Source organism: Acinetobacter sp. CIP-A165 (assembly GCF_000367985.1).
Classification (GTDB): domain Bacteria; phylum Pseudomonadota; class Gammaproteobacteria; order Pseudomonadales; family Moraxellaceae; genus Acinetobacter.
The window spans coordinates 465683-481348 of the sequence record NZ_KB849202.1 but is presented as its reverse complement, the minus strand read 5'-3'; the positions used below and the strand labels follow the sequence as shown (position 1 = coordinate 481348).

General features: G+C 40.5%; 11 protein-coding genes and 1 CRISPR repeat array. Of the genes, 4 read left to right on the top strand and 7 right to left on the bottom strand.

Annotation, left to right across the window (positions count from 1 at the left end; all coding sequences use genetic code 11):
* Positions 1 to 202: 202 nt before the first annotated feature.
* Positions 203 to 904, top strand: coding sequence for an SIMPL domain-containing protein (locus F991_RS07800; protein WP_004670444.1), 702 nt, complete (start codon positions 203 to 205; stop codon positions 902 to 904).
* A 181-nt stretch (positions 905 to 1085) separates the two neighbouring features.
* Entirely contained in the window at positions 1086 to 3296 is a 2211-nt protein-coding gene (locus F991_RS07795) for a TonB-dependent receptor family protein (protein ID WP_004670443.1), read from the top strand.
* Positions 3297 to 3349: 53 nt separating this feature from the next.
* Here the strand turns inward: F991_RS07795 and F991_RS07790 are convergent, their stop codons facing one another.
* Positions 3350 to 4444 (bottom strand): fatty acid desaturase family protein, encoded by a 1095-nt coding sequence (locus F991_RS07790; protein ID WP_004670442.1) that lies wholly within the window; start codon positions 4442 to 4444, stop codon positions 3350 to 3352.
* 14 nt (positions 4445 to 4458) lie between these two features.
* A complete protein-coding gene (locus F991_RS07785) occupies positions 4459 to 5529 on the bottom strand; it encodes a ferredoxin reductase (RefSeq protein ID WP_004670441.1) in 1071 nt (356 codons plus the stop codon).
* A gap of 140 nt (positions 5530 to 5669) precedes the next feature.
* Here F991_RS07785 and fabR point away from each other — a divergent pair, with 140 nt between their 5' ends.
* Positions 5670 to 6365, top strand: a complete 696-nt coding sequence (gene fabR, locus F991_RS07780; protein ID WP_004670440.1) for an HTH-type transcriptional repressor FabR — start codon at positions 5670 to 5672, stop codon at positions 6363 to 6365.
* A 199-nt stretch (positions 6366 to 6564) separates the two neighbouring features.
* The gene (gene dps / locus F991_RS07775; protein ID WP_004670439.1) at positions 6565 to 7062 is read left to right on the top strand and encodes a DNA starvation/stationary phase protection protein Dps; all 498 of its coding nucleotides are present in this window, start codon (positions 6565 to 6567) and stop codon (positions 7060 to 7062) included.
* Positions 7063 to 7124: 62 nt separating this feature from the next.
* On the opposite strand, the gene rapA is transcribed toward dps, so the two are convergent.
* From rapA to thiE, 5 genes are all read right to left on the bottom strand, one after another.
* Complete coding sequence (gene rapA / locus F991_RS07770; RefSeq protein WP_004670438.1) at positions 7125 to 9953, bottom strand: RNA polymerase-associated protein RapA; 2829 nt, start codon at positions 9951 to 9953, stop codon at positions 7125 to 7127.
* Positions 9954 to 10141: 188 nt separating this feature from the next.
* On the bottom strand, positions 10142 to 10786 hold the full coding sequence (locus F991_RS07765) for an RluA family pseudouridine synthase (RefSeq protein ID WP_171063424.1): 645 nt from the start codon (positions 10784 to 10786) through the stop codon (positions 10142 to 10144).
* A 142-nt stretch (positions 10787 to 10928) separates the two neighbouring features.
* Positions 10929 to 11345, bottom strand: coding sequence for a GlcG/HbpS family heme-binding protein (locus tag F991_RS07760; RefSeq protein WP_004670436.1), 417 nt, complete (start codon positions 11343 to 11345; stop codon positions 10929 to 10931).
* 351 nt (positions 11346 to 11696) lie between these two features.
* The gene (gene hemL, locus F991_RS07750; protein ID WP_004670435.1) at positions 11697 to 12995 is read right to left on the bottom strand and encodes a glutamate-1-semialdehyde 2,1-aminomutase; all 1299 of its coding nucleotides are present in this window, start codon (positions 12993 to 12995) and stop codon (positions 11697 to 11699) included.
* 62 nt (positions 12996 to 13057) lie between these two features.
* Positions 13058 to 13669 carry a thiamine phosphate synthase gene (thiE, locus tag F991_RS07745; RefSeq protein WP_004670434.1) on the bottom strand — a complete coding sequence of 204 codons (612 nt, stop codon included), beginning with the start codon at positions 13667 to 13669 and terminating at the stop codon, positions 13058 to 13060.
* A gap of 135 nt (positions 13670 to 13804) precedes the next feature.
* A CRISPR array of direct repeats spans positions 13805 to 15609; the repeat unit is 28 nt; unit sequence TTTCTAAATGGCGTGTACCGCCGTGAAC.
* Positions 15610 to 15666: the final 57 nt, after the last annotated feature.

Sequence of the window (15666 nt, the reverse complement as noted above, 5' to 3'; positions counted from 1 at the left end):
CAGACAATTATTTTTAGATAAATGGTCAAATATTACAAACCAATGCATTGATTTATAAAGTATTTGTTTATTTTTTCTTCGTTGCAAGAGAGCATCAAGATATTACAAATACCCCACAAAATGTGCAGATATTTTCCATGACTTCTTTTTAATATCGAACATGTAAAAATAAATTTTTGATACTAAATTCCAAGGATTTTTTATGCGTACTTTAGCTCTCATGACCATGATGCTTGGAGCAACACTGAGTCCAACTCTTTTTGCCCATGAGCCAGAAAAAATAAACTATAACATTGTCAATATTCAAGCCGATGCTTCACGTCAAGTGGCGAATGATGAAATGCGAGCTGTTCTCTACATTGAGAAAAGCCATAAACAGCCTGCTGAGCTATCAAATCAAATCAATCAACTGATGAATCAAGCGCAAGCAATTTCTCGCAAATACTCGCAAGTAAAAGTAGAGACTGGTGCACAAAGTACTTATCCAGTTTATGACAATGACAGCAGAAAACTCAAAGAATGGCGAGCTCGTGCTGAAATCCAACTTGAAAGTAAAGACTTTAAAGCTGCTAGTCAGCTGATCAGTGAATTACAACAAAACTTCCAAACTCAATCCATCAACTTTACCGTCTCAGATGAGCAACGTAAAAAAGTTGAAAATGAATTAATGATTGAGGCATCTAAAAACTTCCAGCAACGCGCACAAGCAATTAGCCAAGCTTGGAATAAAGCCCAATATAACCTTGTAAGTTTAAATCTAAATACCAGTAATTATTTTCCGCAGCCGATTATGCGTGGTGGTATGGCTAAATTCGCGATGGCTGAAGCTGCACCTGCTCAAGATATGGCAGCGGGTGAATCTAAGATTATTGTCAATGCCAATGGAACGATTCAGTTTAAATAATAAGGTCAATTTCACTAAAGCCGTGCTCAAGAACGGCTTTTTTTAGATATATTGGACTAAAATATCTCCCATAAAAACAATAAACCCAAGCCATACAATTGTTATAAATGATAATAGTTATTATTTCATTTTGTGTAATAAAAGATTAATATTCGGTAAATTTACACCATTTTCTAGCCTTATGAAATTTACATCTTACTCTACCGCCTGTTTAGTAAAATTTCCGCCCTCTTCTTTAAGTCTCGCTATCGCAACATTACTCAGTGGCATATGTCATAGCGCGGTTGCCAATGAAGCACCACAAGCTGAAACGCAAACGCTTGCAACAATTTCCATTCAAGCACAAGGTAACTGGCTAGAGGAAGCAAATGCAGAAAAAGTACTGCAACATGCAGGTGCACGTACCATTATCGATCGAAACCGACTCGATGAAATCGCAACAACCTCTATCCGCGATGCTTTAAAACAGATTCCTGGAGTCCAAGTCCAAGACAGTAATGGTACTGGTGGAAGTGATGTTTCCTTGAATATTGGCGTACGTGGTTTAACCTCGCGCCTATCCCCTCGTTCAACTGTATTAATGGATGGTATCCCACTTGCAGTCGCTCCTTACGGTCAACCACAATTATCTTTAGCTCCAGTATCAATGGGTAATATTGAATCTGTAGATGTGGTTCGCGGTGCAGGTTCTGTTCGTTTTGGACCACAAAACGTGGGTGGAATCATTAACTTTACAACACGTGCCATTCCACAGGAGTTTTCAGGCTCAGTTGGCTTAACCACAGAATTTGCAACGGGTACAGATCAACTTAAATACACCCCAAATCTTTTCCTCGGTGGAACATTGGACAATGGTTTAGGTCTAGCTTTACTTTATTCTGGGACAAAAGGAGATGGATATAGGGAAGCAAATAATAATATTGACATTGATGATGTCATGTTAAAAACAGCTTACCAATGGACTGACCAAGATCAAATTGCCATTAACCTACATCACTATGAAGGGCGTGGAGAAATGCCCGAAGGGTTAACTGCCGAAAAGTTTGTAGAAAATCCTTATCAATCTAATCAAAGTCGCAATTATTTCGCAGGGCGTCGATCTGATATTTCAGTGAAATATAGCCACAAAGATGAACTGAATAATTTTGAACTTTTGGGTTATTACGTTGATTCTTTTCGTACCAGCGATTTAGAATCAATTGGCAATAAAGGCACAAGTACGCTCAGCAGCTCACCGCGTGATTACAAATACTTTGGTATTGAGCCGCGTTACTCACGTGCCTATCAATGGGCAAGTATGGATAACGAAGTGACCGTGGGTTATCGTTATTTACAAGAAGAAAGCTCTGAATTTTCAGGACGCTCACAATATGACACCGCTACAGGAAGTCCTGGTAAGTCTATTGCAAACACAACCAGTGAAGGTGGCACCAAAGCACATGCGATTTATATCGATAACCGATTTGGCATCGGAGATTGGGTGATCACTCCAGGCCTTCGATTTGAATCAATTGATACACATAATAACTTCACCGCATATAGCAATGGCATACCAACCAACACGATCAATCCAAAAATCAAATCAGAAGAGTTCTTACCAAGCCTTTCTGTACTTTATAAAGCGAATGAGAACTGGAATATCTTTGCCAATGCAGGCGTTTCATTTGGACCACAACAATATAATCAACTTGTCACGACGAAAACTGTTGATGGTAAAAATACAGCTTTTTCAACACTTGATGGCTTACATCCTGAGAAGTCAAAAAACTATGAAATTGGTACTAAATATTTAGGTAATGGTCTCAGTGCCGAATTAACCATATTTTATTTAGACTTCGATAAAGAACTTTTCTTAGAGCGCCCTGATAATATTGGTACAGGGATTTGGACAGATTTAGGTGCAACCAGCCATAAAGGGATAGAAACTGGGATCAGTTATGATTTTGGTCAACTCGCTGATGCTTTAGAGGGTCTTAAAGTCTATGGTAACTATACCTTTACCAAAGCAACTTCTGAAGCAGGCAAGTTTGAAGGCAAAGATTTACCCTATTATTCACGACACTTAGGTAACCTCGGTTTAGCGTTTCAAGTTGATCAGTGGTCAATTAATGCAGACATGTTTGCGCAATCAAAACAACATGCTCCGGGTTCTGGTGATGTTTATCAGACACAAGAAACCGCAGATGGTCGTATTGGCGACATTCCGGGTTATTCAACTTTTGCAGTAAGGGCGGGTTATGATTTTAGTCATCAACTGAAAGGTTTAAAAGTTGCTGGAGGAGTGAAAAATGTATTCGATAAACAATACTTTACTCGCTCATCTGACTCAACGGGCGGTAAATACGTGGGACAGCCACGTACTTTCTTCTTACAAACATCTTTTGATTTCTAAATAGAAAAAAGCCCCGAGGCAATTAAACTTGGGGCTTTTTTATGTTCAAAAATTTACTTCTTAAACGGCAATGCATATTTAAAAATACGCCCAACCACTTCACCGAACTGTTTCACAAAGCTCGCGTTATTATAATTTAAGCCATATTTTTCGCAGACAGCCTGAACTTTCGGTGCAATTTGGCGATAGCGACGTGCAGGAATATCTGGAAATAAATGATGTTCAATCTGATGACTTAAATGACCTGTCAAAATATGAAACGCTTCCGAACCCGTTAAATTGGATGAGCCACGAATCTGACGCATATACCAGTGCCCACGGCTTTCATTTTGTAAAATAGCTTTGGGGAAAACTTCCACATCTTTGGTAAAGTGACCACAAAAAATAATACTGAATGTCCAAACATTACGGATCCCATTGGCAACCAAGTTACCTGCAAAAACAGGAATTGCCGAAGGCCCTGCAATCAATGGGAAAAACACATAATCTTTGAACATTTGCTTCATGATTTTCTTTTGCGCTGGCTGCCATTCACGCTTTAATTGCGCGACTGATTTACGCTTGTAAATCACTTTACCTAATTCAAGATTTTGAATCGCAACCCCCCATTGAAATAACAAGCTAAATGGCACGATGTACAAAGGTTGAATTAAAGTAAGTTTCGACCAACGTTGCTCAGGAAACAGACGAAACACACCATAGCCAACATCATCATCCATCCCTTTAACATTGGTATAGGTATGATGCTTAAAGTTATGTGTTTGTCTCCAATTGTCTGATGTTCCTACAGTGTCCCACTCATAGGTCTGACCATTGAATTTTGGATCATTCATCCAGTCATATTGCCCATGCATCACATTATGACCCAGCTCCATATTCTCCATGATTTTGGCAAAGCCCAATAAACCTGTGCCCAATAACCATGCTGGCGGAAACCAACCTGCAAATAGCAAAGCACGTCCTAATATGCTGCTATAACGAATGGAAGAATAGACACGGCGGATATATTTGGCATCTTTCTCACCTAAATCATTCAAGACCTCTTGTTTGATTAGATCTAGCTCTCGTGCAAAATCATCTAACTCTGCGGCAGTCAAATCACGGTTTTTAGGATTTTTAAAATATTCAATTTTAACAGGCATATTCATAATCATTTTCTCGCTTATAGATCAATCACAAGATCTGATTGAGCCGAATTTACACAAATTTTTAATAGTTGAGCAGGTTCATGATTTGCTGAACCATTCAGAAGATTTTTGGTTGCACCTTGCGCTTTGCTACACGCGCATTTATTACAAATGCCCATACGACAGCCGTGATTTGGCTTGATGCCTTGCTGTTCTAAACTGGCTAAAATCGATTGACCTTTTGGAATAGCTACCGTCTTATTGGACTGGGTCAACCGAACATTAATAAAGCCTGTATCATTTGCATCAACATCAAATTGACTCAAACTGAATGCTTCTGTCTGAATCGAAGCTGCATCTGCAAACAATGTTTCCGCTGTCGCTGCAAATCCTGATGGCCCACATGCATATACTGTCGTTTCACTTAAAGTCGTGAATTGCTCAACATGGCTTTGGTTTAAGCGTTGATCTTGTTGTTGGGTATAAAAAATTTGATAACTAAAATTCGGAAAATTTTCAGCAACTTCTTTTAAATATTCAGCATAAGCTGCATCTTCATGCGTTTTCACCCAATACATCAATTTAACAGGCATACGCACAAGTTGTTTTGACTGACAAAGGTCTTCAACCAGACTCAACATCGGGGTAATGCCACTACCTGCCGCCAATAGTAATAAATGAGAGGTTTGAATATGACGGCGTTGCATTTCGCCATACGGTTGACCGAAATACAGAATATCTCCGATTTTACTTTGTTCAACCAACCAAGAGCTCACGATTCCTTGATCAACCTTTTTAACCGTTAAACAAAGATTATCTTCATCCAATTGCATCAAACTATAAGTACGTTCGTAATGGCGTCCAGCGATTTCAACCGTAATCGGATGATGCTGACCTGCTACTCCACGCTGCACATGACGATTGCACTGCAAAATTAGACTCACGGTATCTTTTGCCACAATTTGTTTTTTTACGACTTTGGCTAAGGGTTGATTAATCGACCATAGCGGATTGATCTTCTGTAACCAAAAATTGGCGTCATGGCTGTTCATTACGCTTTGAGCCAATGAATTGAATAGAGAATTTCTCTTTTCGGTTGCATACATGAGCAGGTACTCTGGTTGTTTTTTAATTATTATACACATGTATATATATTTGTATATATACATGTGTATAATAATTTGTGTTTCACAAGTTCACAGACAACCGCTATACTCTGAACTAGCTCACTTATATTTTGACAACAATGGTTCATTCTTCTTTGACAGCACCAACTCATGACACATTAGCGCAACAAGATGTCAATCCAGTTAAACAACCCATCCGTACTGTTGGGCGAAAAGCGACGATTACCAAAGAAGAATTATTTCAAGCAACCTTAAATTTAATCGGTCCACAAAAAAGCATTTCATCACTCAGTCTTCGAGAGATTGCACGTGAAGCAGCGATTGCGCCGAATAGTTTTTATCGTCATTTTAAAGATATTGATGAACTTGCAATTGCCTTAATTGATCGAGCAGGCTTAGTTTTGCGTAAAATTATTCGTGAAGCGCGATTAAAAGCCATATTGCAACAAAGTATTATCCGTAGCTCAGTCGAAGTGTTTATTCAACAACTCGATGCCGATGAAGGCAATCTCAGTTTATTACTTCGTGAAAGCTATACGGGTTCGACCTCTTATAAAGCTGCAGTTGATCGCCAGTTGATTTTTTTCCAACAAGAATTACAAGAAGACTTGATTCGTTTAGAGCAAATGAATAACAGCAAAATCAGCCATGCGGATATTGCAGCGAAAGCCATCACCCAGTTGGTTTTCAATATGGGGGCAAAAGTTCTTGATCTGCCTGCCGAACAACGTCTAGAAGTTGCAGAGCAAACCATGGTAATGATTCGTATGATTTTGGAAGGTGCTCGCCACTTGGATGAAGCCAGTCTAAGATAAATGGCATCTAAAACTCTAAATTACAATTCTAAAATGGTAAGTATTTGAATATTAAATACTTACCCTCTTTTTATAGTTTAAGTATTACAAAAGCATAGAAAATTAAAACACACAGTCCCCCATCATTAGGCGTAGGCTAAAGTTGAAATAAACGTTTTATTCACTTCGTTTCACCCTACTATAATTGAATGAGGTAACTATGAGTTCTTCAGCAGCTAAAACTTTAAAAGTTTATACACGTAATAATTTAGACGACTCGATCAAAGAAGCCACCGTAAAAATACTCAATCAAATTCTTGCCAATCTTATTGATTTATCATTGCTGACCAAACAAGCACACTGGAATATGCGTGGTAGTAATTTTATCGCTGTCCATGAAATGTTAGATATGTTCCGCACCTCGCTTATTACGCATTTGGATAATGTTGCAGAACGTGCGGTACAGATTGGTGGAACTGCATTGGGAACGACTCAAACCGTTGCTGAAAGTTCACATTTAAAACCCTATCCAGTCGCTATACACGCTGTACAAGATCACCTAAAAGAACTTGCCGATCGTTATGGCGTGGTGGCAAATCATTTGCGTGGCACCATTGATGAAATTGAAGATCCAATCTCGGAAGATATTATCCATGCTGCTTTAGAAGACTTAGATCAATATTTATGGTTCTTGGAAGCCAATATTGACCAAAAATAATTTGATCTCAGCATAAAAAAACGAGGGAAATACCCTCGTTTTTTTTATTGAAACGATTAAATTTAAGGTTTAACCACAACCAAAACCTGAATCGCTTCTGGTGTCACAGAAAGACCATCCAACAAACCCAAGCCTTCTTGCTGGAACTTTTGTAAACGTTCAATTTCATCTTGACGAATACTTGGATTGAATTGTTTAAGATAGGTTAGACGCTCAATTTCATATTGCCACTTATTACTATAGTGTTCTTTGGCTTGTTGCATCAACTCTGGTAAAGATGTCTTGGCAATTTCCAAAGCTTGCGCATAGCGCTCTTCAATCACATCACGGCGCGCTTTCACCACTTGGCGACAGCTATTGCCATCTAAATGATGTAAGTACGGACGTAAGATACTTGGATCAATTTTGGCAGATAAATCTTGACCATTTTCACTGAGCAATACGCGAATCAATTGCTTTGGTAAGCTTGATGGCAAGTTTAGTGCTTTCGGTGCGATCACTTCCACTTTAAACCAAACTTCGAGTAATACCGAGCCTTGTTTCAGAGCATTGGATTTGAGCAATGCAACGTTGGTACTACCAAAGGATTGAGTCCGGATCATTTCCATCATACTTTCGATAAATGGATGTTCCAACGTCAAGTATTGCGCGTCTTCACGGATCTGTGCCTGATCACGATAGAAAGTTGCGGTCATACCCTCTTCGTCTAAAGTTAAACCTTGAACTTGCATCTGATCAGTTGGTTTGATGATCACCGTACCATTGCTTTGCTCATCAAAATCAATATTGGTCGATGACATAAAACGTTTTACAAACATTGGCAATGTCGTATTGTCATCATAGTCTTCAAGTGCTTGTACAATGCCTTGTGCCACCACAGGGCGACATGAATTGTATTCTAACAAACGGTCACGACCCGCTTGTAGCTCAGCTTCTAAGGCTTGACGTTGAACATTGACTTCTTCAAGTAAATCTTCAAAGGTCTGACCTTGATCCGCCAACAAACAATCTTTAAGTTCAATAATAAAGTTTTCTTGCAAAGTTTGCGCTGTCGGTGAAATTGTACTGAAAATATTCAGTGCTTCGTTATACCAACGGAACATGCGTTCTTGCGCTGTACCGATTAAATATGGCACATGGATTTGAATACGATTTTCCTGACCAATACGGTCTAAACGACCAATACGTTGTTCAAGCACATCAGGGTTCGCAGGTAAATCAAATAAAACTAAATCGCTGGCAAACTGGAAGTTACGTCCTTCCGAACCAATTTCAGAACACAACAGAATTTGAGCGCCATAACTGTCTTCAGCAAAATATGCCGCCGCTTGGTCACGTTCCAATAAGCTCATACCTTCATGGAACATCGCCGTACGAATCCCAGCATGTAAACGTAAGACATTTTCGAGTGCTTCAACCACAGGCCCACTACGTGCGATTAATAACACTTTTTTGTGTTTTAAATCTTTGCGTAGCACTTCCATCAACCATGATACACGCGGATCACTTTCCATCCATGCGCCATCAAGTTGACCTTCTTCTGGCCACATTTGCTCACGCATTTTGCCATCCATTGACCAACCTTCTGGTGCTGGCAATGGTGCTGGCTGACAATCACGTCCAGGGAAGCCTTGAATCGCTTCACGGGTGTTACGGAATAAAATACGACCTGTGCCATGACGGTCTAATAATTCATGAATTGCGCGCATACGCTGTTCTGGCTGATCATCAATACGATGACCCAATAAGCTTTCCAGTGCCGCAAGGTGCTCTTCAGTCAATGCATCATCTGACATCAATACTTCTGCAACTTTTGCAGTGTGTTGATATTTTTCTTCTTCATCGAGGAAACGCTCTAAGCTACTAAAACGTTGCGGATCGAGCAAACGTAAACGGGCAAAATGACTTTCTACGCCAAGCTGCTCAGGTGTCGCTGTAAGCAATAATACACCCGCCGTTTGTTCTGCAAGTTCTTCGACCAGATCATAACGATCATTGCCGCCCTCTTCTTCACTCCACATTAAATGGTGTGCTTCATCAACCACAAGCAAATCGAAACCAGCTTCGATGGCTTGTTCACGTAAATCTTCATGGTCAACCATCAGATCTACGCTGGCAATAATGCATTGCTCAGTTAAAAATGGATTGAGATCAGGATCATGTTCTTTGATCGAAGCAGTACGGGTCAAATCAAATAAAGAGAATTGCAAATTGAAACGGCGACGCATTTCAATCATCCACTGATATTGCAATGAATCAGGCACTAAAATCAGGATACGTTCTGAACGCCCTGTTTTTAGTTGTTGATGCATAATCAAACCCGCTTCAATGGTTTTACCTAACCCCACTTCATCGGCCAATAAAACACGTGGTGCAAAACGCTTACCGACTTCATGCGCAATATAAAGCTGATGTGGAATCAGTCCAACACGCGCACCGAGAAAACCACGTAATGGGCTGGTGTGCATTTGGGCTTGCAACAGCATAGATTCAATGCGAAGGTCATACCATTCTTTGTAATCGACCTGACTGGCTAACAGACGTTCTAATGGTTTTGAAAGCTGGATTTGCGCACCGATACGCGTTTCGTTCAGGGATTTACGTTCTTGTTCGCCATTTTCTAGGCTGCGAATCACATCATAACGCAATACACCGTGACGATCTTCGATGGACTCAACAATCCATTTAACGCCTTCTTGGTCTTGAACTTCATCTTTTACATTAAAGATGATCCGAGACAAAGGTGCATTATTGCGCGCATAAACACGGGTCTCATCGCTTTTTGGAAATAAAATGCTGATAGAACGTTCATCTACATCAATAAGAACACCTAAACCAAGTTCAGTTTCTGTATCTGATAACCAACGTTGACCAATAGCAAACTGCTGCAATTTATTCCACCTTTATCTCATGTTAGCCTACATATTGTATGCGTTAAACCGACGAAAGTTTAAGCTATTTTATGTAGTTTTAAGTTTGGTATTATGGTGTGATTGAACCACCTAATAACCCCAATATTTTGACATAAAGCAAGCTCAAATGGCGTGCTCTATATCCTGTTTAATCAAAAAATCTACTGCTAAAACGGCACAGCACAATCAAAAGTGAGTGTTGCACCAGTTTTAGGGTGAGCAAAACTCAATTGCGTTGCATGTAAACATAAACGCGCATAAAGCTGTTGCTGTTGTGCTGTGGCATATAATGTATCGCCAAGAATCGGATGACCTAGATATTGCATATGCACACGAAGCTGATGGGAACGCCCTGTAATTGGCGTTAGTTTGACGCGTGTAACAGGTTGCCCTTGGATTTCAAAATGCTCAATCGCTTGCCATTCGGTTAATGCAGGTTTGTGATATGAGGCATCGACGATATGAAGTGGTGGACGAGTTGGATCATAAATCACAGGAATATCGACCGTGCCCTGACCTTGTAAATGTCCTGCCACCAATGCTTGATAAATTTTTGAGGTTTGACGATCTTGAAATTGACGTGAAATAGTGCTTTGACCGAACTTAGATAAGCCAAACACTAGGATACCTGAAGTATCTCGATCTAAACGATGGATGAGCAACGTTTTTGCTTCTAATTCTAGTAAACGATTGATCAAACAATCTTGTAAATCAGCAGTTTTACCCGGTACTGTGAGTAAGCCTGCTGGTTTATGGATGACCATAAAATCTTCATCACGATGAATCAAATGTTCACTTAGAAAATCATTCAAGGTAGCTTTCCAACGACTGGATGAAAACAAGCGGGCAATCATAAAAAGCTTGGCGCTGAATTACAATGCATGACACGTATTTTTACTGATTTTTTTCGTGTTTCTCTCGATATTTCATCCAGAATCGAATTTAAACGATAATTTAGGCCTGTTTCCCTAAAAATTGTTGAATCGCATGCTGAGCAATTTCTGCATCTTGAAAAGATTGCACACCTGAAACACCAACAGCCCCTACAACCTGCCCTTGATAGACAATCGGCTCACCGCCTTCTAACATGCCATTCGCTGCATTTATTGTTAAAAAACCGATTTTACCATCACGAATCAGATCTTCTGATACTTTGGTTGCCCTACGACTGACCGCAGCAGAGTGTGCTTTTTCTTGGCAAATCTTTGTCGATAATACCGATGCATCATCCATACGCTTCATCATCAACAGTGTTCCACTGTCATCGACAACAGCAACGCTGACATTAAAGCTATGTTCTGTTGCATATTGCAATGCCGCATCAACCAGAATTTCCACATCCGCCGCAGTTAAATAATGTTTAGTTTTCATTGTTACTCCATTCCTATGAGTTTTTTATCAAAAGCTTATTTAAAATATGATCCATAGAAGCCCTATCTACAGCTTGCACAAGCCAAAACGTTATGGCTTTGGGGCAGCTAAAGATAAGCGCAAATATAGTTTACTATTCAAGCATTATTTTATCTTGCGGTACAGTAAAGATTATTTAACTTTGCTGTTCGTAGTTGAGGTTTATCATACAAATAACTGGAAACTCAGTAAGAGTGCATTCCGATTATTGATTATTTTAAATCGATCAATGTCTATTTTTTATTCAGATCAACCTAAATCTAGTCCATTAAAAAAGCCCGAAAAAATCGGGCTTATGTAGGCATCACAGCATTATTTCATTTCAATAAAAGTTTCTTTTGCCGCTTGAATCGTTTCCGCAATATCCTGATCTGAATGCATAGAAGAAATAAATCCTGCTTCAAATGCGGATGGCGCAAGATAGACACCACGTTTTAACATGCCATGAAAGAATTTCTTAAATGCTTCAACATCACAAGCCAACATTGAATCAAAGCTGGTAATGTCATCTTGATCTGTGAAATACAAACCGAACATACCACCGACTTGTTGGGTCTTAAATGGAATCCCCACTTCGTCTGCCGCAGCTTGTAAACCATTCAATAATTTTGCTAACTGCGCAGCGAGCTTTGCATAGAAATCAGGTTCGCGTAAATGCTTGAACATGGCGATACCCGCACGCATTGCCAATGGATTTCCTGACAATGTTCCTGCTTGATAGACACCACCTAAAGGTGCGATGCATTCCATGATTTCACGTTTACCACCAAATGCACCAACAGGTAAACCTGCACCAATAATTTTCCCTAAAGTGGTTAAATCTGGTTTTACGTTATAGACTGACTGAGCGCCGCCTAAAGCAACTCGGAAACCTGTCATCACTTCATCGATAATAAACACAGATTTGTATTCATCACAGACATCACGAATGGCTTGTAAGAAACCATCAATTGGTGTGACTAAGTTCATATTACCCGCTACAGGCTCAATGATTACGCCGGCAATCTCATGACCAAACTTAGCAAAGCATTCCTTTAAAGCTTCAATATTGTTATACGGTAAAGTAAGTGTATGTTTAGCAAAATCGGCTGGCACACCTTTCGATGTTGGTTCGCCCTCGCCTAAAGTCAGCAAGCCTGAACCTGCTTTCACCAATAACGAATCTGAATGACCGTGATAGCAGCCTTCAAATTTCACGATTTTGTCACGACCTGTATAACCACGAGCCAAACGAATCGCAGTCATGGTCGCTTCAGTACCCGAACTGGTCATACGAACCATTTCAATTGAAGGCATGATGTCGCAAATCGTGTCCGCTAAAGTGGTTTCATGAACTGTTGGCGCACCAAAACTCAGACCATCTTCAGCCGCAGTTTGGACTGCTTGAATAATATCAGGATGTGCGTGGCCTAAAATCATCGGTCCCCATGAACCAACATAATCGACATAACGCTTGCCATCTACATCCCATAAGTACGCACCTTTTGCCTTTTCAATAAAGACAGGCGTACCGCCAACACCGTTAAATGCACGTACAGGCGAATTTACACCGCCCGGAATATGTTTATTTGCTTGTTTAAATAACTGTTCTTGCTTTGGAGATAAACTCATAAAAGACTCAACCTAAATCGAAAATGAGGAACGACTACAGTTCCACAAGGCGAATGAAAAAATTATGCAAATAACTTGGCCCATGCGTCTACACGAGCAGGAATTTCGGCTGTTGATCGTCCTAATATATCACTAATCACCGCACAAAGGCTCGCCCCCGCATCAATCACAGCTTGAGAATTTTCCACAGTTAGACCACCAATTGCACAAATGGGCACATGATATTTTTGTTTGGCTTGTTGAATAACCTCTATGCCAACATTTCCTGCTTCAGGCTTGGTTGTCGTTGCATATACGGCACCAAAAGCAACATAGCTTGCCCCATCGGCAATTGCTTTGTCAGCCAGCTCTAATGAATTGAGACAAGTACGCCCAATAATGACATCTTGCGCTAAGCGTTGAGTCGCTTCGGTAATTTCACCATCTGACTGTCCAAGATGAACACCTAAACCAAATTTTTCCGCCATTGCCAAATCATCATTAATCACAAAAGGAACTTGGTATTTTTCACAAAGGCTTTTGATTTGTTCGACTTCGGTTGGTTGATCTAATTTCGCTACTTTTTTACGGCGATATTGCAAAACGGCAATATGCCCTGTCCCCAATGCTGCATTTAATTTTTCTAGTAATAATTGGAGAGGATCATCATTGGTAATGAGGTAAACGCCGCGCATTAGAATTTCACTATAAGTAAGTTCACATCAGATTATATTTTCTATTCGGAAATTTAAAGAGAGGTTGTGTGCTAGTGATCAAAATTAAGCTGCCTACATGGCAGTGAACTCCTCACTTCCCCGTTGACCTACACTTTTCTAAATGGCGTATGCCGCCATGAACAGCGCTTGGAGACGTAACTAAGTGGCGTGAATTTTCTAAATGGCGTATGCCGCCATGAACATAACGCAGCCCCCGCTGCTAAGTTTTCACGCTTTCTAAATGGCGTATGCCGCCATGAACACTTCTTAAATGGCTGATCTGCTGATCAGATATTTCTAAATGGCGTATGCCGCCGTGAACTGCTCCAATTTATTTCCAACCCTCCCGACGAACTTTCTAATTTCTAAATGGCGTGTACTGCCGTGAACGTGTCGATTGGGGCAATATGCAAGATGGGCTATTTCTAAATGGCGTGTACCGCCGTGAACACCTTGGGCGTTTTTATGTGAGCGAGCATTAGTTTCTAAATGGCGTGTACCGCCGTGAACAATATGCTTCTAATAATTCAGGTTCAGTTTTTTTTCTAAATGGCGTGTACCGCCGTGAACATCGACTTTTGCGGAGTCCACGCTTTCTAATGTTTCTAAATGGCGTGTACCGCCGTGAACACTTGCAACCTGAACAAGTTGATTTATCTATCTTTCTAAATGGCGTGTACCGCCGTGAACACCTGAAGCATTTAGGTTTTATCAATCAGCAATTTCTAAATGGCGTGTACCGCCGTGAACACTTAAAGTATAAACGAACATGCGCTCAAAAGTTTCTAAATGGCGTGTACCGCCGTGAACGCGCAAGAATAGCAACATGGACACCAAAGCATTTTCTAAATGGCGTGTACCGCCGTGAACTTGGCGTATTATCTAAAGATTCACACCCGTTTTTTCTAAATGGCGTGTACCGCCATGAACCTACATTCGAGTATAAAGCGGATCTATTCCCTTTTCTAAATGGCGTGTACCGCCATGAACTATGACCCGTGATCTTCGCTAGAATCTCAACTTTTCTAAATGGCGTGTACCGCCATGAACGTTATCCTAATTGTTATGGTGCAACTATAAATTTTCTAATCGTACTACGTGATGAATTCAATTTCTAAATGGCGTGTACCGCCGTGAACCTGACGGTCAAACATTAAAAAATATGCTCGATTTTCTAAATGGCGTGTACCGCCGTGAACAATCAGGTGACATAACCGCTCAAGCCGACTTATTTCTAAATGGCGTGTACCGCCGTGAACCATCGACAGGACATGCAAAGTAATCAGTAACTTTTCTAAATGGCGTGTACCGCCGTGAACGCATGCCATCAATCACGCCATCCGTTTCGTCTTTTCTAAATGACGTGTGCCGCCATGAACAAGCTGCGAATAAAGCTGTGGCTGCTACTGGCTTTCTAAATGGCGTGTACCGCCATGAACCTTTACTCAAAGAGATTTACGCGCCTGACATTTTTCTAAATGGCGTATGCCGCCATGAACCAAGAAGATTTGCAAGCCATCGCAGACTACGATTTCTAAATGGCGTATGCCGCCATGAACATCTTGAACAGGGTCCATACCCAATTCATCACTTTCTAAATGGCGTATGCCGCCATGAACAATGAGGGTGAGACAGTACTCGATAACACAATTTTCTAAATGGCGTATGCCGCCATGAACGACTTGAACAACGTGGCATAGAAGCGCATGTCTTTCTAAATGACGTGTGCCGCCATGAACTTGGGTGAATACCCTATTGTTGGTCTAGCTGATTTCTAAATGACGTATGCCGCCATGAACAATTCTCTGCCTCTTTGGTGTACCAAGAAAGCTTTCTAAATGGCGTGTACCGCCATGAACAAAAGACAGCGCCCTTTATTTCGACATATTACTTTCTAAATGGCGTATGCCGCCATGAACCTTATCTGCAATGCTAATGATGTACATGACATTTTCTAAATGGCGTGTACCGCCGTG